Here is a 17,798-nt window from a genome sequence, read left to right as displayed (position 1 = left end):
CCGATCTCAGGCGCATACGATGAAGAAGAAAAGACCGGTATTACAGGACGTTGCCGATCGCGTCGGCATCACAAAAATGACCGTCAGCCGCTACCTGCGCAACCCGGATCAGGTCTCGGTGGCGCTGCGCGATAAGATCGCCGTGGCGCTGGATGAGCTCGGTTACATCCCCAATCGCGCGCCCGATATGCTCTCTAACGCCACGAGCCGCGCCATCGGCGTGCTGCTGCCTTCGCTGACTAACCAGGTTTTCGCCGACGTTTTGCGCGGGATCGAAGCCGTTACCGACGAAGCGGGTTATCAAACGCTGGTGGCGCACTTTGGCTATAACGCGCAGAAAGAGGAATTGCAGCTGCGCTCGCTGCTCGGCTGGAACATCGATGGCGTGATCCTCACCGAACGCACCCATACGCCAGGCACGCTGCGCATGCTGGAAGTGGCGGGCATTCCGGTGATTGAGATGATGGATTCAGTAACGCCGTGCCTCGATATGGCGGTGGGCTTCGATAACGTCGAAGCCGCGCGGCAGATGACGCATGCTATTCTGAAAAAAGGCCATCGCCACACGGTTTATCTCGGCGCGCGCCTTGATGAACGTACCTTGCAGAAGCAGCAGGGCTACGAAAAAGCGATGCGCGAAGCGGGGCTCACGCCACATAGCGTGATGATGGAGGATGCCTCCTCGTTCAGCGCCGGCGCGCAACTGCTGTGCGAAGCGCAAAAGCGTTATCCCGAAACCGACAGCCTGTTTTGTACCAACGATGACCTGGCGGTGGGCGCGATGTTTGAGTGTCAGCGTCAGGGATTGCGTGTGCCGGAGCAGATGGCGATTGCCGGATTCCACGGCCACGACATCACGCAAGTGGTGAATCCGCGCCTCGCCACGGTGTTAACGCCGCGCGAGCGTATGGGACGCGAATCGGCAGCGATGCTGCTGGCGCGTATTGGCGGCGATCGCAGGATGACACAACCGCTGGATGTTGGCTTTGAAATCTCCGAAGGTGACAGCATCTGATTTTGGCGATTTTTTGAGTCAGTTCACACTTTCGTGCTTTTCCGCCTGAGAAGGGTTGCCAGCCTTTCAGTGGGCTCTGACAATGGCAACTCGATTTGTTATCGGTAACATTGGGCAGAATTCACTGCCGGAGCGCAAAACAATGACTACGCCATCTCCATCGCACCACGTCTTTATCCTGATGGGCGTTTCCGGCAGCGGAAAATCTGCCGTCGCCAATCAGGTATCTCATCAGTTAAACACTGCATTCCTCGATGGAGATTTTCTCCATCCGCGCAGCAACATCATGAAAATGGCCGACGGTCATCCGCTGGACGACACAGATCGCCAGCCGTGGCTGCAGGCGCTGAATGATGCGGCATTTGCCATGCAGCGTACGCAGGAGATCTCCATCATCGTCTGTTCGGCGCTGAAAAAGTCCTATCGCGACATCCTGCGTCAGGGCAACGAGAACCTGAAATTTATCTATTTGCAGGGCGACTTCGAAACCATCGAATCCCGCCTGAAAGCGCGTAAAGGCCACTTCTTCAAACCTCAGATGTTGGTGACGCAGTTCGCCACGCTGCAGGAACCCGGCGCGGATGAGCCCGATGTACTGGTGGTTGATATCAATCATTCACTGGATGAGGTAGTTGCGGCCACGGTTGCGACCATTGAGGGTGCAATCAACAAGGGTTAGTCATGAGTACCGCAACGCTAGTGTTAACCGCAGCAGGCTCTGTCCTGCTGCTGCTGTTTTTGGTGATGAAAGCGCGTATGCACGCCTTTGTTGCCCTGATGTTAGTCTCTATTGGTGCCGGTCTGTTCTCCGGCATGCCGCTCGATAAGATCGCTGAAACCATGGAAAAAGGCATGGGCGGAACGCTCGGCTTTCTCGCCATTGTGGTGGCATTGGGCGCGATGTTCGGCAAGATCCTGCATGAAACCGGCGCCGTTGATCAGATCGCCATCCGCATGTTGAAAACCTTTGGTGAAAGCCGCGCGCACTATGCGATGGGCGTCGCCGGATTGATCTGTGCATTGCCGCTGTTTTTCGAAGTGGCGGTGGTGTTGCTGATCAGCATTGCGTTCGCCGTGGCGCGTCGCACTAAAGGTAATTTAGTGAAGCTGGTGATCCCGCTGTTTGCCGGTGTTGCCGCTTCCGCCGCGTTCCTGCTGCCGGGACCCGCGCCGATGCTGCTGGCTGCGCAGATGCACGCCGATTTTGGCTGGATGATTCTGCTGGGTCTGTGTGCGGCGATTCCGGGCATGCTGATTGCCGGTCCACTGTTTGGTAACTTTATCGCGCGTCACGTTAGCTTTAGCGCGCCACCGGAAGATCATCAGCCGGAAGTGGAAGAGGGCAAACTGCCGTCGTTTGGCTTTAGCCTGGCGCTGATTCTGTTCCCGCTGCTGCTGGTGGGCCTGAAAACCATCGGCGCACGCTTCACCACGCCGGGTTCTCATCTGTATGAGTGGCTGGAGTTTATCGGCCATCCGTTCACCGCGATTCTGCTGGCCTGTCTGGTGGCGATTTATGGCCTGGCGTATCGTCAGGGCATGGATAAAGAGAAGGTGATGCAGGTGTGCGGCAGCGCGCTGCAACCGGCGGGGATTATTCTGCTGGTGATTGGTGCGGGCGGCGTGTTTAAGCAGGTGCTGGTGGATTCGGGCGTTGGCCCGGTGTTAGGACATGCGTTGACCGGCGCGGGCATGCCGATTGCGCTGGCGTGCTTCATCCTTTCTGGCGCGATTCGCGTGATTCAGGGTTCGGCCACCGTGGCGTGTTTAACTACCGTTGGTTTAGTGATGCCGGTGATTGAACCGCTGCACTACAGCGGCGCGCAGCTGGCTGCACTGTCGATCTGTATCGGCGGCGGCTCGATCATTATCAGTCACGTGAATGATGCCGGTTTCTGGCTGTTTGGCCGCTTTACCGGCGCCACCGAAGCCGAAACGCTGAAGACATGGACGCTGATGGAAACCATTCTGGGCACCACCGGCGCGATTGTTGGCATGATTGCGTTTAGTTTGTTGTCGTAAATTTGGTAGGGTCGCCATCAATGGCGACCCTACGAAACGACATTTAATCCTCTTCCCGCTCGTCATCCGGTTGATCTAAAACCGTGTACGCCACGGCGCAGAACAGCGAATTCAAACGCTTCATATCGCCCAGCAAACCCAGATGCAGCGAGCTGGTTTCGATGCTTTGCACGTTCTGCAGATGCAAACGCTCAACATGCGCGTGCGAGAAACGGCGAATCAGGATGCGGAAGCGATGCTTGGAGCGGCGCAGGCGTTTGGCGCTGGTGACATCGTGCGACAGAAACACCGACAAACTCAGCCGCAGGTTATACAGCACCTGCTCCTGCAAGGTTTGCAGCTCCTCCAATCCCTCCGCTGAGAAGGCGCGCCGCGCGGTCAGCGACTTATCCGCCACGTCGGCACACATGCGTTCGATAATGTCGCCCGCCTGTTCAAGGTTGAGCGCCATCTCAATGATCTCCGCCCAGCGGCGTGAATCATCCTCCGGCAAATCCTCTTTCGGCATGCGCGCCAGATAGAGTTTGATCGCGGTGTAAAGCACATCCACATCATCATCCAGCCGCCGCACCGCGCGCTCTTCGCGCAGGTCGCCATGTACCACTTTATTGAATGACTCAATCATCTGCTCGACCACATCGCCGATGCGCAGCGTTTCACGCGAAGCGTTAGCCAGTGCTAATGCGGGCGTATCCAGCGCGCTGCTGTCGAGGTGTTTAGGTTTCAGGTGCGTTTCGTTTTCAGGATCATCGGCGATCATACGGCGGCACAGGCGCGCCATCGGATCGGCAAACGGCACCATGACTAAGCAGCGGATCAGGTTGTAGAACACGTGGAAGAAGATCACCAGCTCTTCATCGTTGACCGGCATTTTATCCAGCACGTCGGCGACCACATTGACGAACGGCAAAATCGCGATGCTGCCAATCAGCTTAAACAGCAGGCTGCCGAGCGCGACGCGTTTGCCCGCCGCGTTAGAGCCGCTGGCGTTGATCATCGCCAGCAAGCCGCTGCCGAGGTTGGCACCAATCACCAGACAGAGCGCCACTTTGAAGGAGATCACGCCGGTGGCGGTCAGCGTGGCGGTAATCAGTACCGCCGCAAGGCTGGAGTAACTGATGATGGCGAACACCGCGCCAATCAGCGCATCGAGCATCACATCGCCGGTTAGCGTCGAGAACAGCACCTGAACGCCTGCCGCCTGGGTGATCGGTTTGGCGGCCGCCACAATCAGCTGCAGCGCCAGCAGAATCAGCCCGAGCCCGATACTGGCGCGGCCCAGCTGCCCAACGCGCGTTTGCTTGCGGCTGAGGAAGAACACCACGCCAAAGAAGATAAACAGCGGCGACAGCCATGACAGATCGAAGGTCAGGATACGCGCCATGATCGCGGTCCCGACATCCGCGCCCAATACCACTACCAGCGCGGGTGTCAGGCTTACCAGATTCTGGGCAACAAAGGAGGTAACCAGCAGCGTGGTGGCGTTACTGCTCTGCACCAGCGCTGTCACGCCAATGCCGGCAAGAAACGCCATCGGTTTTTTTTCAACGCTGCGGCTAAGTACACGACGCAGATCGGCACCGTAAACGCGCATGATGCCGGTTCGCACAATGTGTGTTCCCCACACCAGCAGCGCAACGGCAGAGAGTAAATTAAGCAGAGTTAACACGTATAGAGGCTCCTCATCCGTCAGGCTCAAACAGCACCGATTGCCAGCCTGACGGTGAGCACAACCGGTAAAACCTTCGCCGCGTTGTGTCGCCTTTTTTCGTTTAAATTAAGCAACCTGGCGCAACGTCGACATCTCTAACTGTAGCCCAATCTGCATGCCAGCGGGATGCAAATCTGCCACGCTGCGGTTGAGTACATCAACTGAGAGCTCCACGTTTTGCGCGCGCACCCGATAGCGAATCACGTTGCCAAGCAAGCTGTGGCTGAGGATGGTGGCGGGAATGCCAGCCTGCGGCGCGCATAGCTGGATTGACTCGGGGCGAATCGCTACCTGGCCGCTGAAAGTTTGTCCGGTTAGCTGCGTTGCCTGTTCCGCGCTCAACAGGTTGTAGTTGCCAATGAAGCCAGCGGCGAACAGATCGGCCGGTTGGGTATAGAGCATTTCCGCGTTGCCGTTCTGCACGATCTTGCCCCGATTCATCAACACGATGCGATCGGACATGGTCAGCGCCTCTTCCTGATCGTGGGTGACGAACAGGGTGGTGAGTTTCAGCTCGCGCTGAATATTGCGGATTTGCTCGCGCAGATGGCGACGAATGCGCGCATCCAGCGCCGACAGCGGTTCATCCAGCAGCAGCAAGCGTGGACGCGTCACCAGCGAACGCGCCAGCGCCACGCGCTGACACTGTCCGCCAGAGAGCTGATGCGGATAACGCCGCGCGAACTCGGTGAGTTCCACCAGCGCCAGCACTTCCATCACGCGTTTTTGAATCTCGCCGCTCGCCAGTTTCTGCATCTTCAGGCCAAACGCCACGTTCTTCTCAACCGTCATATTCGGGAACAGCGCGTAGCTCTGAAACACCATGCCAATGGTGCGCTTCTGCGGCGGCAGCGGCACGATATCCTGACCTTGCAGCAGCACTTTGCCGCTATCGACTTCGGTCAATCCGGCGATGCAGCGCAGCAGCGTGGATTTGCCGCAGCCGCTGGGGCCGAGCAGCGTGACAAATTCGCCTTCTTCGGCGCTGAAATCGATATTTTCAAAAATAGCGGTTGGGCCGTAGCTTTTATTCAGCTGGGTGACGCTTAAATAACTCATGGTCAGCCTCGTTCAGGATTGAGGGCATTCGCCAGCCAGGTGACCAGCAGGACGACGGCAAAATAGGAGATCACCAGCGCGCTGGTAAAGTGGCCGCTGCCGTTGCGCATGTTAAACAGATAAACCTGCAAGGTTTCATAGCGGGTGCCGACCAGCATATTGGCGAAGACAAACTCGCCAATCAGGAAGGAGAAGGAAAGCAGCACCGCGATAAACACGCCTTTGCGCAGGTTCGGCAGCACCACAAACAGCGCTGCTTGCCAGGTACTGGCGCCGAGCAGCTGGGCGGCATCAATCAGCTCTTTCAGATTGATGGCCTGCATATTGTTGGAGATGGCGCGATAGATAAACGGCAAGGCGATGGTGAAGTAGCAGCCGATCAAAATCCACGGTGTGCCGGTCAGCATCAGCGGCGACGACGAATAGAGCTGCAGCAGGCCGACCGACGAAACCACCGGCGGCACGGCGAATGGCATCAGGATCAGCACGTTCATTACCGCATCCAGTTTCGGGTAGTAGTAAGCGATCACAAACATGGCAGGCAGCACCAGCACCAGCGAGAACAGCAGCGCACCGAAGCAAACCAGCAGCGAATGACCGAGCGCGGTCAGGAATCGCGGATCGCTCCATAATGCGGTGAGCCACTTCAGCGTAAAGCCCTGCGGCAGAATGGTATCGCTCCAGCTGGTGGAGATGCCGTACAGCAGCGTCGCCAGCAGCGGCGCGGCTAAAATGCCCAGCAACAGCCAGACAATCAGGCGATGGTAAAGTTTTTCCGCGCGCGACAAGGTTGGCTCCTCAGGAAGGTTTGGCGTTGAGATAGCTGCGACGCACCAGATACTGCTGCACCACGGTAATCAGCGCCATAATCAGCACCAGCAGCATCGCCAGCGCGCCGCCAGTATTGGGATCAAGTGAGATATCGCCAGATACCAGCGCAGCAATGCGCACCGGCACCACGTTAAAGTTGCCGGTGGTGAGCGCGTAAATGGTGGCGTAAGCGCCGAGCGCATTGGCGAGCAGAATCACAAAAGTCCCAAGCAGCGCCGGGAACAAAATCGGCAAACCGATGTGCCACCAATAGCGCCAGCGGCCTGCACCCAGCAGCGCGGCGGACTCTTGCCAATCCTGTCGCAGGCCATCAAACGCCGGATAGAGCAGCAAAATGCCGAGCGGGATTTGGAACCAGGTGTAAACCAGCACCATGCCGTCACGCGAGAACAGTTTGAAGCCCTCCAGCACGCCATAATGGCGCAGCAGCAGCGTCAGACAACCGTTCAAACCGAGCAGAATCACAAAGGCAAATGCCAGCGGCACGCCGGCGAAGTTGCTGGTCATGTTGGTAAATGACATCAAAAAGCGCTGAAAACGGCCGCTGCCGAGGCGATGTAGCGAATATCCAGCAACCAGCGAGATCAGCAGGCCGTAGATGCTCGACCAGATGGAGATATCCAGCGACAGGCGAAATGCCTGCAAATAGAACGGCGAGGTGAGGATGTCGCTGTAATTATCGAAGCCCCAGCGCTCATTGATGTCGCTCCAGAAGCTGTTGATGGCAATCCACAACAGCGGCGCGAGCTGGAATGCCACCCAAAACAGCGCAAACGGCAGCAGCAATAGCGCAGCGAGCGTTTTGCCCTTCATTACTGCGGCTCCGCCAGTAACGCATGACAAACCGGTTTGTCATGTTCGACGCCGAGCAAGGTGCAGACGATGCCGCACAGTTCGGTTTGCTGCGGCTGGAGATCCGGCTGCAGCGAGAAGCCTTTGCCAAACACGAACAGCGGCACCTGCGTCTCTTCCGGCAAAATGCCGCCGTGCGAGCGGTCATCGTTCATGCCATGATCGGCGGTAACAATCACCTGATATCCGGCCGCCAGCCAGCCCGGCATCCACTGCGACAGATAACCATCGGCCATGCGCGCGCGGTTGCGATACTGCGGCGATGACAAGCTGTGCTTGTGTCCGGCATCGTCAATGTTCATCGGGTGGATCAGCAGGAAGTCAGGATCGTGCTGCAAACGCAGGCTTTCTGCGTCTTCAAATAGGTGGGAATCCGGATAACCGTCATCCCAGTAAAAGTGGCCATACTGAATTGGCAGCTCGGGCGCGACCGTGTGGCGGTCGCGCGCCGAGTTGAACGGGGATTGGTTGTAGAGCTCACTCACCCAGTGATAGGCGGCCGCAGCGGTGGTAAGACCGGCGGCACGCGCGTAATGGAAGATGCTGCGCTGATTACTCAAGCGGCTGACGCCGTTATGAATAATGCCGCTGCGCACCGGTGGAATGCCGGTGAGAATGCATTCGTACAGCGGGCGCGACAGCGAAGGCAGCTCGCAGGTCAGCGTGTAATATTGGCCGTTGCCCTGCGCGCATTCTGCAAACAGATAGCCCATTGCGTGTTGCGCCACCTGATTACTCAGCCCATCCAACACCACCAGGATCGTTTTCATCCCTCGCTCCTTACTGCTTCATATTGATGATGACGTTCTCTTGCCACAGACGCGGCAGCATTTTCGAGGTTTTATCCCACGCAGCCTGGTCTTTGATTGGACGAGCATTTTTATACTCAGACTGCGGCAGCAGCTTGGCCTGCACGTCGGCTGGCAGCTTCAAGTGCTCGGCACGAATCGGACGCGCATAGCCTTTTGCCAGGTTGATCTGACCTTCATCAGACAGGATGTATTCACGCGCCAGCTTGGCGGCGTTCGGATGTTTGGCGTATTTGTTAATAATGGTGCTGTAGCCAGACGTCACGGAACCATCAGATGGAATCACCACTTCGTAGCGGTTTTTATCGATCTGATCGCGGTAGTTCAGGCCGTTAAAGTCCCACACTACAGCCACCTGAATTTCGCCTTTCTCGATGTTGGCAATCACCGGATCGGTCACGCCAAGGCGGCCTTCTTTCGCCAGATCGCCGAAGAAGCTCAACGCCGGTTTCACATTCTTCTCGTCACCGCCCAACGCGTAGCTTGCCGCTAATACGCCGTTCGCCGCCTGAGCCGCAGTGCCGACATCACCGATAGTGACCACATACTTACCTTTCTTCAGATCGGCCCAGCTGTGCGGCACATCTTTAACCTGCTGCTTATCCACCAGGAACGCGATGGTGCCGGTATAAGCCAGCATCCAGTTGCCATCCTGATCTTTCGCCCAGCTCGGGATTTGGTCCCAATGCGTTGGTTTATAGGGTTGCGCCACGCCTTTCGCCACGGCAATCGGACCGAAAGCCGCGCCCACATCACCAATATCGGCGCTGGCGTTCTCTTTCTCTGCATCAAATTTTGCCAGTTCCTGCGCAGAGGACATGTCGGTGTCGCTGTGCTTCAGACCATATTTGCTGTTGAGGTCACTCCAGGTATCTTTCCAGTTGGCCCAGCTATCTGGCATGCCGACGCTGTTAACTTGGCCTTCGGCGCGCGCGGCTTTTTCTAACGCGGCGAGGTCATTATCTGCGGCTTGCGCGGCAGGCAGCGCAAGCAGTACGGCACTGGCTACTACAGAGGCGATAAACGCTTTCATCTCGATTTCTCCCGGTATATGTTGTGGGACTTCTTGGTCTAGTCCAGCAAGAACCGAGCCAATGTAGCCCGAGTAGATGAAGGTTTTATGACCATGGTGGTGAAATGTGGTGTGGCGCGACGATCCACATGCGGTTACAGCGCGCTAAAGCGTGGGTTGTACTCTGTCACATTGTAGTCATCGAACTGTCATAGTGCAGATTTGCCCCAAAATGAGGCTGAAAAATGTTGTCGAAAACGGCGGATGTGATTGCGGCAGGGCTGCGGGAACGCATTGAAAACGGTGAATTTGCCAGCGGTCGTTTGCCTGCCGAACGCAGCTTAAGCGAACAATATTCCACCACGCGCATCACGCTGCGTGAGGCGCTGGGTTTGCTGGAAGCGCAGGGTATTATCTACCGGGAATTGCGTCGCGGCTGGTTTCTCGCTCCGCCGCGGTTGGTCTACAACCCTTCACATCACAGCCATTTTCACGCCATGGCCGCCGAGCAAGGGCGCATTGCCAGCACCGAAGTGCTGGAGGCGCGGGAAGTACCGGCACAACTGGCGATTGCGCGTCATCTGCAACTGCTTGAAGGCGATAAGGTTTACCGCATTCGCCGCCTGCGTCGTATTGACGGTCGCGCCGTGTTGTATGTCGAGCATTACCTCAATCCCGCTTTTTTTCCGGGATTGCTGGATGAAGACCTGACGCGTTCATTGACCGATCTGTATGACCAGCGCTACGGGATTCGCTACGGCGGCGCGCGTTTTACCATTTTGCCGGGACCGCTACCGGTGCGCGCCGCGCCCGCACTCAACGTGGCGAGCGGCACGCCCGGCTTGTTGATTACCCGCATCAACCGCGATCAGCACAAGCGCGTGATTGATTGCGACTGCGAGTTCTGGCGCTACGACGCGCTGTGCGTGGATGTCGAAGTATAAATATTGTGATTTTGATCACACTACAGCATGATAGCGCCAGTGAGTAATTGAGAGCGAGAGGCGCAAAAAATGACAATAAAAACAGGGGTTGGGCAGTACATTTCTTTAGCACTGCAGTGGGTGCTGAATATTGGTCTGATCATCCTGGCCATTATTCTGGTGGTGTTTCTCGGTAAAGAAACCATTCATCTGGCCAATGTGCTGTTTAGCACTGGCGAGCAGACGTCGTCCTATCTGCTGATTGAAGGCATCGTTATCTATTTCCTCTACTTCGAATTTATCGCCTTGATTGTGAAGTACTTTCAGTCTGGCTATCACTTTCCGTTGCGTTACTTCATCTATATCGGCATCACGGCGATTATTCGCCTGATCATCGTCGACCATAAAAATCCGTTTGATACGCTCTACTATTCAGCGGCGATTTTGATTCTGGTGGTGACGCTGTGGCTGGCCAACAGTAACCGCCTGAAGCGCGAGTAATAAACCCTGTTTTTAGCGCGTGGCACAACCAGCAGTGCCACGCATTCTCCTCTGCGTTAAACTAGGGCAACTTTTTTTCCGGAGATGTCCTGATGTCGCATGACGCGCTGCGCCAGTTACGCGCATTGCACTGGCTGCCAGCCTCTTCCCCGCAGCTTTCTGCCCCGTTACTTGACTGGTTAATGGAAGAAGACTCCATGACGCGTCGCTTCGAGCAGCATTGTCAGCAAGTGACCGTAGAACTGATCCGCGAAGCGTTTATAGGCGCCGATGAGATCACGGATGAGGCGGAGTTTCTGCCCGCCGATCAGCGCTTCTGGCTGCGCGAAATAGTGCTGTGCGGTGATGGCGTACCCTGGCTGATTGGCCGCACCGTGGTGCCAGAAAGCACGCTGAACGGTCCCGAGCAGATGCTGCAACAGCTCGGTACGCGCCCGCTCGGTCGCTATCTGTTCTCTTCATCTACTCTGAGCCGCGATTTTATCGATCCTGGTCAGGTTGGCGAGTTATGGGGACGCCGTTCTCGCCTGCGCTTGTCGGGCAAACCGCTACTGTTAACTGAACTGTTTTTACCAGCGTCGCCGCTCTATCGTGCGCTGGATCAAGGATAAACCACTGTGCAAAACACCTTACCCATGACCAAATGGCAGGCTTACTGCCGCCTGATGCGTATCGATAAACCCATCGGCACCGTGCTACTGCTGTGGCCAACTCTGTGGGCATTGTGGCTCTCCGGCATGGCGATTCCACCGCTGCCGGTGCTGCTGGTGTTTGTGCTCGGCGTTATCGTGATGCGTGCTGCCGGCTGCGTCATCAATGACTACGCTGACCGCAAAATCGATGGTCACGTTAAGCGCACGGCGTCACGTCCGCTGGCCAGCGGCGCGGTATCTGAGAAAGAGGCCAAACTGCTGTTCGCCGGTCTCGGCTTGCTGGCGTTTATGCTGGTGCTAACCATGAACACCATGACCATTTTGCTATCATTTGGCGGCCTGGCGCTGGCGTGGGTTTATCCGTTTATGAAGCGCTACACGCATCTGCCGCAGGTGGTGCTCGGCGCGGCATTTGGCTGGGCGATTCCGATGGGATGGGCGGCAGTTAGTGAGTCCTTACCTTTGGTCTGCTGGTTGGTGTTCCTGGCGAATATCTGCTGGACGGTGGCCTATGACACGCAGTACGCGATGGTCGATCGCGATGATGATTTAAAGATTGGCGTAAAATCGACAGCTATTCTGTTTGGTCGTTACGACAAACTGATTATCGGTTTATTGCAGCTGGCTACGCTGGGCCTGATGGCGCTGGTGGGCATGATGCTCAATCTGAATGGCGCATTTTACTGGTCGCTGCTGCTGGCAGCTGGCTTGTTTGTGCATCAGCAGAAGTTGATTGCCCAGCGCGAGCGCGATCCCTGCTTCCAGGCGTTTCTGAATAACAATTATGTGGGTATGGTGCTGTTTCTCGGCATTCTGCTTAGCACCGTGCCGTTTGCGGATTTGCTGTAAACGAAAATGGCGCACTGAAGCGCAATATTGTTCAGTTAAGCGTAGAGCGACTTTCGTTCGCCTTGCGGTGAGGCAGTTGCAGCACCTCCGTGCGGCGACCGAGCAGAGAGCGCCTGGCCGCGCCCTCAGCACTCCCGGGCCTTGCGCCAGCCCAGCTCGCCGCTGCGCGGTGCCTTCACTCGTTCAGCGAGTTGGGATGTCGCCTCAACACCCGCGCTGCACCATCAAGTCATAATTTTGACTCGCCATCGCTACAAGTCTCGTAGGGTCGCCATGAATGGCGACCAGGATGAGTCATCAGGCAGGAGGGATCGTGGGAGAATAGCGAGGACTTAGCAGGGCGCACCGAAGTGCGCCTTTGTGTTTTCATGTCGCCTACTAATCGTGAGTGACCGCGCTCTCAATCGTCAGACGGACATCGCTGGTTACCAGCTCCGCCAGCATCTGCCACATCATATGGCTGCGTTCAGCATCGGCATCGCCTTTGTCACTGATATAACCTTCATCACGCAGCGTAAGTACCAGCGCAGTGAACACCGCTTTATCAAAGAACTCTGGCGCGTTGATGCCGTGCAGCACAGAAAGACGCTGAGCCAGCGTGCGGCTCTCTTTCTCCAGCGTGCCACGGTTGATGGCCGGTTTCGCGCTGAGGATGGCGAAGGTAATCGCGAAGCGCTGTAACGTCTCACGAATACCCGCCGCCAACAGTTGCAGCGAACGGTGACGTGCCGGTGTCATTTTCAGCTGACCATCCTGCAAGGTAATCAGCCCCTGACGTGCCATCTCTGAACAGAGTGCGTTGAGCAGCTCAGGCAATTCCGCGTTGTCCCAGCGCAGGAACAGTTCGCTCTTCAGCATCGGATAAACCAGGCTAACCTGGCGCAGCAGCTCTGCTTCGCTGATTTCGCGGTGTTGCTGCACGATGGCGGCAATCAGGGATGGCATCACCAGCATGTGATGGATGTTGTTGCGATAGTAGGTCATCAGCACCGCCTGCTCGCGCGGCAAAATGATGATGTCGCCAATACTGTCTTGCTCGGTCTCGAACTTGTTCATGCCCATCGCGTGATCAAGCAGCGCTTCGGCGCTCATATCGGGCACCGTGGCTTCCGGCGAATACGGCACGTTGCGCAGCAGTTGGGTGTAGCACTCTAACTGCTCAATCAGCTGTTCGCGGGTCAGTGAACGCTGACGTGATGCCAGTAGCGCAGTCACGCACAGGTTCATGGCGTTGGCTGCACCGGCTTCGTTGATGCGTACCATCAGCTTCGCCGCAATGTCATTCACGGCAGGCGTCATCCACGCAGGGCGTTGCGGTTCGATAGGATCAATCGCATCACGCCATTCCGGCACGTTTTTGTTCAGGTAGTTCATCAACGGCAGCGGTTCGCCGAAGTTAACGTAGCCTTGGCCCAAATTGCGCAGCTTACGCAAGCCGCGCACCATCTGCAGGAAGCTCTCTTTCTCTTTGGCCGCGCCACGCAGCTCTTTGGCATACGTGCCCACTTCCATCACGTGCTCGTAACCGATGTAAATCGGCACGAAGGTGATCGGGCGACTGCCGCCGCGCAGCATCGCCTGCAGCGTCATCGACAGGGTGCCGGTTTTCGGGTCCAGCAAACGGCCGGTACGCGAACGTCCGCCTTCCACAAAGTATTCAACGGAGTAACCACGGCTAAACAGCTCGCCGAGATATTCACGGAACACGGTGGAATAGAGTTTGTTGCCCTTAAAAGTACGACGAATAAAGAACGCGCCCAGACGGCGGAAAATCGGGCCAGCAGGCCAGAAATTCAGGTTGATACCCGCAGCAATGTGCGGTGGCACCAGGCCTTGATGATAAAGCACGTAGGAGAGCAGCAGATAATCCATGTGGCTGCGGTGGCAAGGCACATAGACAATCTCATGACCATCCTGCGCCAGCTGACGCACGCGCTCACCGCCATGCACGTTGATGCCCTGATACAGGCGGCTCCACAGCCAGCCCATCACGCGGTCAGTGACTTTAATCGCTTCGTAAGAGAAGTTGGCCGCCACTTCTTCCATCATTTCGATGGCGTTCTGCTGGGCTTTCTCATGCGAAATCTTTTTGCTGCGCGCTTCATCTTCTACCGCTTTTTCAATCGCTTTGGACTGTAAAAGCTTGTTGAAGAGATCCTGACGTGCAGGCAGACGCGGGCCGACCGCAGCCAGACGTTGGCGAGCAAAGTGAATACGCGCCACGCGAGCCAGCTTCTGCGCAATCGACTTATCGGTGCCGTGTTCGGTCGCCATCTGGCGTAGCGAAACGGTTTGCGAGAAGCGGACAAAGCTGTCGCGGCCGTGCCACAAAATGGCGAAGAACTTCTGCACACCATTCAGCACGCGCAGATGCGGCGTGGATTCACCGGATGTTTCACGTCCCGGCGCGCGACCAAACATCACCGCGACCGGCAGCATTTGCACGTCGAGTTGCGGGTTACTGCGGTGCAAATCCAGATAATCGTGGAACAGCTTCACCGATTCGGGATTGGCCACGAAATAGGGAATCACGCGCGGACCATCGTGAATAAACACGTGGCGCGGCAGCAGGGTGCCATCGATCTCCAGCGGAGCCAGCGGATCGGGCAGATCATGTTTCAGGCATTGAGCACGCAGCGTGAGCAAGTCAGCCTTTGAATCATAAGGCAAAACATACATCACCGGACGTGTCGGATCGATACCGTGTTCAGAGACGGGATCGGTCGGAATGACCTTACTTTTTACCAAAATAGAGAGTGGTAAATTCAATAATTTGTAATAGAGTTTACGCCAACCTGACATAGACAACTTTAAGCCTCTTGTTAGCAAAGCGCGGCAAGCATACCAGAAAGCGCAGCGAAGGTCTGTGGCTCTGCCGCCTCATACTGCCCACACATTGACGTCAAAATAGATCAAGGGTTCCATAGACATGGCAAATAACGTCACCGGTTTAGTAAGAATAGTGAAAGCAGCCGGTTATTCCTGGCAGGGCCTGCGTGCCGCATGGCAGCACGAAGCCGCATTTCGGGAGGAAGCTGTCGCCGCGCTGGTGGCAATTCTCGTGGCCTGCTGGCTGGATGTAGATACCCTTTCCCGCATCTTGATGATTGGCTCGGTAGTGTTGGTTATCATCGTTGAGATCCTTAATAGCGCTATCGAAGCGGTGGTTGACCGCATCGGGCAGGAGCAACATCCGCTCGCGGGCCGCGCCAAAGATATGGGATCGGCCGCCGTATTGCTGACTATCTTACTGGCTCTGTTCGTCTGGATCGCGCTGCTCTGGACGCATTTGAGATAGGGATTCCAGATTCATCAAACCGCTGATTTTTCCCTCTGTTACGGTTTTCATTTCGCGAATACCTGTATATACTCACAGCGACTGTATAAACAACCAGGGGGCGGGATGAAAGCGTTAACTGCACGGCAGCAACAGGTCTATGACCTGATTCGCGACCATATTAACCAGACGGGCATGCCGCCAACGCGTGCGGAAATTGCTGCGCAACTGGGTTTTCGCTCGCCCAATGCTGCTGAAGAGCATCTGAAAGCGCTGGCGCGTAAAGGCGTAATTGAAATTGTTTCCGGCGCATCGCGCGGGATTCGTTTGCTAATGGAAGAAGAACCGAGCGAAGGGCTGCCGCTGATTGGCCGCGTCGCTGCCGGTGAACCCCTGCTGGCGCAGGAACATATTGAAGCCCACTATCAGGTGGATGCTAATCTGTTCAAACCAAGTGCCGATTTCCTGCTGCGTGTAAGCGGTATGTCGATGAAAGATATCGGCATTATGGATGGCGATCTGTTAGCGGTGCATAAAACGCAGGAAGTGCGTAACGGCCAGGTTGTCGTGGCGCGCATTGATGATGAAGTCACCGTGAAACGCTGGAAAAAGCAGGGCGCGATTGTTCATCTGCTGCCGGAAAACACCGATTTCCAACCGATTGTTGTTGATACCCGTGAGCAGTCACTAACTGTTGAAGGTTTAGCTGTCGGGATTGTACGCAACGGCGAGTGGCTCTGATCAGTTTCTGATCCTCCCCAACTGCGGCGGTGTGAATTTTGCGCTGACCGCAGTCTGCTGTTTTACTTCTCTGTGACTCTTTCTGCGGCTCACGCTGGCGCCATTACGCTGATTACCGCACACAACGGAATGGGCTGATGCAGCTGTTTTCCTCTTCAGATAAAACACTCTGGCGGCTAGCGCTGCCGATGATCCTGTCAAATATCACCGTCCCGTTACTGGGCGTGGTGGATACCGCTGTTATTGGTCATCTCGATAGCCCGATTTATCTCGGGGGCGTCGCCGTGGGCACAACAGCGACCAGCTTCATCTTTATGCTTCTGCTATTCCTGCGCATGAGCACCACCGGATTGACCGCTCAGGCATTTGGCGCCAACGACAAAGCTGCGCTGGCGCGCGCCTTGACGCAACCGCTGCTGATTGCGCTAATTTTTGGCGTGCTGTTTATGGTGTTGCGAACGCCTGTAAGCAGTCTGGCAGCAGCCTTGATGGGCGGCAGCCCGGAAGTGCAGCAGCAGGCGAAAATCTTTATTGAGATTCGCTGGCTGAGTGCGCCCGCAACCTTAGCCAATTTGGTGATTCTTGGCTGGCTGCTGGGCGTCCAATATGCGCGGGCACCGATGGTGTTGCTGATCATCGGCAATCTAGTGAATATCCTGCTTGATCTGCTGTTCGTACTAAAGCTGCATTGGGGTGTGGCTGGCGCGGCGGCGGCTACCGCGCTGGCAGAATATGTCACGCTGGGCGTGGGTTTGTGGATGGTAGCGCGCGTGCTGAAAATGCGCGGTATCCACTTTACTCTGCTTAAAAGTAGCTGGCGCGGCGATGCGGCGCGGCTATTCCGCCTCAATCGCGACATTATGCTGCGTTCTTTAATGCTGCAAATTTGCTTCGCGTCGCTCACTATCCTTGGCGCACGAATTGGTCCGGATGTGGTGGCGGTCAATGCGGTGCTGTTGATGTTCCTCACTTTTACCGCATACGCGCTGGATGGTTTTGCCTACGCGGTTGAAGCCTGTTCAGGTGAAGCTGTTGGGGCCAAAGATCGCAGTCGGCTGTTGCTGATTTGGCATGCGGCTTGCCGCCAGGCTTGCTTCGTCGCAGCGATCTTTGCGCTGATTTATGCATTCACCGGTCCGCAGATTGTGGCGATGCTGACGTCACTGGAAGCGCTACGAGAGATGGCCGACAGATATCTTATTTGGCAGGTGATTATGCCGCTGGTTGGCGTTTGGTGTTATCTGCTGGATGGCATGTTTATCGGCGCGACGCGCGGCCGTGAGATGCGTAACAGCATGGTGATGGCGGCACTCGGCTACGGTGTATCGCTGCTCACATTGCCGTGGCTCGGCAATCACGGTTTATGGCTGGCAGTGACGGTGTTCCTGGCGCTACGCGGACTGACGCTGTGGCTGATCTGGCGCGGTCACTGGCAACGTGATAGCTGGTTCAACGCCTGAATAAGCGAAGCGTAACCTACAGATTAATCTGTAATTCTCTGCAAACTGCGAAACGGCTACTACAATTACCTTATACGGCGCAC

At 56.3% G+C, this 17,798-nt stretch carries 17 protein-coding genes; 10 read left to right on the top strand and 7 right to left on the bottom strand.

Annotation, left to right across the window (positions count from 1 at the left end; all coding sequences use genetic code 11):
* The first annotated feature begins 19 nt into the window (after positions 1 to 19).
* From gntR to gntU, 3 genes are all read left to right on the top strand, one after another.
* A complete protein-coding gene (gntR, locus tag BM323_RS20170; RefSeq protein ID WP_008109915.1) occupies positions 20 to 1,015 on the top strand; it encodes a gluconate operon transcriptional repressor GntR in 996 nt (331 codons plus the stop codon).
* A gap of 142 nt (positions 1,016 to 1,157) precedes the next feature.
* A complete protein-coding gene (gntK, locus tag BM323_RS20165) occupies positions 1,158 to 1,694 on the top strand; it encodes a gluconokinase (RefSeq protein WP_008109916.1) in 537 nt (178 codons plus the stop codon).
* Positions 1,695 to 1,696: 2 nt separating this feature from the next.
* On the top strand, positions 1,697 to 3,037 hold the full coding sequence (gene gntU, locus BM323_RS20160; RefSeq protein WP_008109919.1) for a gluconate transporter: 1,341 nt from the start codon (positions 1,697 to 1,699) through the stop codon (positions 3,035 to 3,037).
* 43 nt (positions 3,038 to 3,080) lie between these two features.
* Here gntU and BM323_RS20155 read toward each other — a convergent pair whose 3' ends face one another.
* From BM323_RS20155 to BM323_RS20130, 6 genes are all read right to left on the bottom strand, one after another.
* Entirely contained in the window at positions 3,081 to 4,706 is a 1,626-nt protein-coding gene (locus tag BM323_RS20155; protein ID WP_008109921.1) for a Na/Pi cotransporter family protein, read from the bottom strand.
* A gap of 108 nt (positions 4,707 to 4,814) precedes the next feature.
* Positions 4,815 to 5,807 carry an ABC transporter ATP-binding protein gene (locus BM323_RS20150; protein WP_008109923.1) on the bottom strand — a complete coding sequence of 331 codons (993 nt, stop codon included), beginning with the start codon at positions 5,805 to 5,807 and terminating at the stop codon, positions 4,815 to 4,817.
* 2 nt (positions 5,808 to 5,809) lie between these two features.
* The gene (locus BM323_RS20145) at positions 5,810 to 6,595 is read right to left on the bottom strand and encodes an ABC transporter permease (protein WP_008109925.1); all 786 of its coding nucleotides are present in this window, start codon (positions 6,593 to 6,595) and stop codon (positions 5,810 to 5,812) included.
* A 10-nt stretch (positions 6,596 to 6,605) separates the two neighbouring features.
* Positions 6,606 to 7,451 (bottom strand): ABC transporter permease, encoded by an 846-nt coding sequence (locus tag BM323_RS20140; RefSeq protein ID WP_008109927.1) that lies wholly within the window; start codon positions 7,449 to 7,451, stop codon positions 6,606 to 6,608.
* A complete protein-coding gene (locus tag BM323_RS20135; RefSeq protein ID WP_008109929.1) occupies positions 7,451 to 8,260 on the bottom strand; it encodes an alkaline phosphatase family protein in 810 nt (269 codons plus the stop codon). The genes BM323_RS20140 and BM323_RS20135 overlap by 1 nt, the downstream gene beginning before the upstream one ends.
* 10 nt (positions 8,261 to 8,270) lie before the next feature.
* Positions 8,271 to 9,332, bottom strand: coding sequence for an ABC transporter substrate-binding protein (locus BM323_RS20130; protein ID WP_008109931.1), 1,062 nt, complete (start codon positions 9,330 to 9,332; stop codon positions 8,271 to 8,273).
* A 224-nt stretch (positions 9,333 to 9,556) separates the two neighbouring features.
* On the opposite strand from BM323_RS20130, the gene BM323_RS20125 reads away from it, so the two are divergent.
* The 4 genes from BM323_RS20125 (at position 9,557) to ubiA (ending at position 12,237) form a co-directional block, all read left to right on the top strand.
* Positions 9,557 to 10,255, top strand: a complete 699-nt coding sequence (locus tag BM323_RS20125; protein ID WP_008109933.1) for a UTRA domain-containing protein — start codon at positions 9,557 to 9,559, stop codon at positions 10,253 to 10,255.
* Positions 10,256 to 10,324: 69 nt separating this feature from the next.
* Complete coding sequence (gene psiE, locus BM323_RS20120; RefSeq protein ID WP_008109934.1) at positions 10,325 to 10,735, top strand: phosphate-starvation-inducible protein PsiE; 411 nt, start codon at positions 10,325 to 10,327, stop codon at positions 10,733 to 10,735.
* Between the two features lie 92 nt (positions 10,736 to 10,827).
* Entirely contained in the window at positions 10,828 to 11,346 is a 519-nt protein-coding gene (ubiC, locus tag BM323_RS20115; RefSeq protein WP_008109935.1) for a chorismate lyase, read from the top strand.
* Between the two features lie 6 nt (positions 11,347 to 11,352).
* Positions 11,353 to 12,237, top strand: coding sequence for a 4-hydroxybenzoate octaprenyltransferase (gene ubiA / locus BM323_RS20110; protein WP_008109936.1), 885 nt, complete (start codon positions 11,353 to 11,355; stop codon positions 12,235 to 12,237).
* 378 nt (positions 12,238 to 12,615) lie between these two features.
* Here ubiA and plsB read toward each other — a convergent pair whose 3' ends face one another.
* Positions 12,616 to 15,039, bottom strand: a complete 2,424-nt coding sequence (gene plsB, locus BM323_RS20105) for a glycerol-3-phosphate 1-O-acyltransferase PlsB (RefSeq protein WP_008109937.1) — start codon at positions 15,037 to 15,039, stop codon at positions 12,616 to 12,618.
* 127 nt (positions 15,040 to 15,166) lie between these two features.
* Here plsB and BM323_RS20100 point away from each other — a divergent pair, with 127 nt between their 5' ends.
* The 3 genes from BM323_RS20100 (at position 15,167) to dinF (ending at position 17,715) form a co-directional block, all read left to right on the top strand.
* Positions 15,167 to 15,535, top strand: coding sequence for a diacylglycerol kinase (locus tag BM323_RS20100; protein ID WP_008109938.1), 369 nt, complete (start codon positions 15,167 to 15,169; stop codon positions 15,533 to 15,535).
* Positions 15,536 to 15,640: 105 nt separating this feature from the next.
* Positions 15,641 to 16,255: a transcriptional repressor LexA gene (gene lexA / locus BM323_RS20095; protein WP_008109941.1), complete on the top strand. Its 615-nt coding sequence runs from the start codon at positions 15,641 to 15,643 to the stop codon at positions 16,253 to 16,255.
* Positions 16,256 to 16,392: 137 nt separating this feature from the next.
* Positions 16,393 to 17,715 carry an MATE family efflux transporter DinF gene (gene dinF / locus BM323_RS20090; RefSeq protein WP_008109943.1) on the top strand — a complete coding sequence of 441 codons (1,323 nt, stop codon included), beginning with the start codon at positions 16,393 to 16,395 and terminating at the stop codon, positions 17,713 to 17,715.
* The last annotated feature ends 83 nt before the right edge of the window (positions 17,716 to 17,798 follow it).

Origin of the sequence: Pantoea sp. YR525, from assembly GCF_900116775.1 — a bacterium.
Classification (GTDB): Bacteria; Pseudomonadota; Gammaproteobacteria; order Enterobacterales; family Enterobacteriaceae; genus Pantoea; species Pantoea symbiotica.
This window is presented reverse-complemented; position numbering and strand designations above follow the sequence as displayed.

Bases quoted from the DNA above. Each gene is read 5' to 3' on its own strand.
- gntK (WP_008109916.1), top strand. From the start codon at position 1,158: ATGACTACGCCATCTCCATCGCACCACGTCTTTATCCTGATGGGCGTT.
- gntU (WP_008109919.1), top strand. From the start codon at position 1,697: ATGAGTACCGCAACGCTAGTGTTAACCGCAGCAGGCTCTGTCCTGCTG.
- BM323_RS20100 (WP_008109938.1), top strand. From the start codon at position 15,167: ATGGCAAATAACGTCACCGGTTTAGTAAGAATAGTGAAAGCAGCCGGT.
- gntR (WP_008109915.1), top strand. From the start codon at position 20: ATGAAGAAGAAAAGACCGGTATTACAGGACGTTGCCGATCGCGTCGGC.
- BM323_RS20130 (WP_008109931.1), bottom strand. From the start codon at position 9,332: ATGAAAGCGTTTATCGCCTCTGTAGTAGCCAGTGCCGTACTGCTTGCG.
- BM323_RS20150 (WP_008109923.1), bottom strand. From the start codon at position 5,807: ATGAGTTATTTAAGCGTCACCCAGCTGAATAAAAGCTACGGCCCAACC.
- psiE (WP_008109934.1), top strand. From the start codon at position 10,325: ATGACAATAAAAACAGGGGTTGGGCAGTACATTTCTTTAGCACTGCAG.
- ubiC (WP_008109935.1), top strand. From the start codon at position 10,828: ATGTCGCATGACGCGCTGCGCCAGTTACGCGCATTGCACTGGCTGCCA.
- lexA (WP_008109941.1), top strand. From the start codon at position 15,641: ATGAAAGCGTTAACTGCACGGCAGCAACAGGTCTATGACCTGATTCGC.
- BM323_RS20140 (WP_008109927.1), bottom strand. From the start codon at position 7,451: ATGAAGGGCAAAACGCTCGCTGCGCTATTGCTGCTGCCGTTTGCGCTG.
- plsB (WP_008109937.1), bottom strand. From the start codon at position 15,039: ATGTCAGGTTGGCGTAAACTCTATTACAAATTATTGAATTTACCACTC.
- dinF (WP_008109943.1), top strand. From the start codon at position 16,393: ATGCAGCTGTTTTCCTCTTCAGATAAAACACTCTGGCGGCTAGCGCTG.
- BM323_RS20135 (WP_008109929.1), bottom strand. From the start codon at position 8,260: ATGAAAACGATCCTGGTGGTGTTGGATGGGCTGAGTAATCAGGTGGCG.
- BM323_RS20125 (WP_008109933.1), top strand. From the start codon at position 9,557: ATGTTGTCGAAAACGGCGGATGTGATTGCGGCAGGGCTGCGGGAACGC.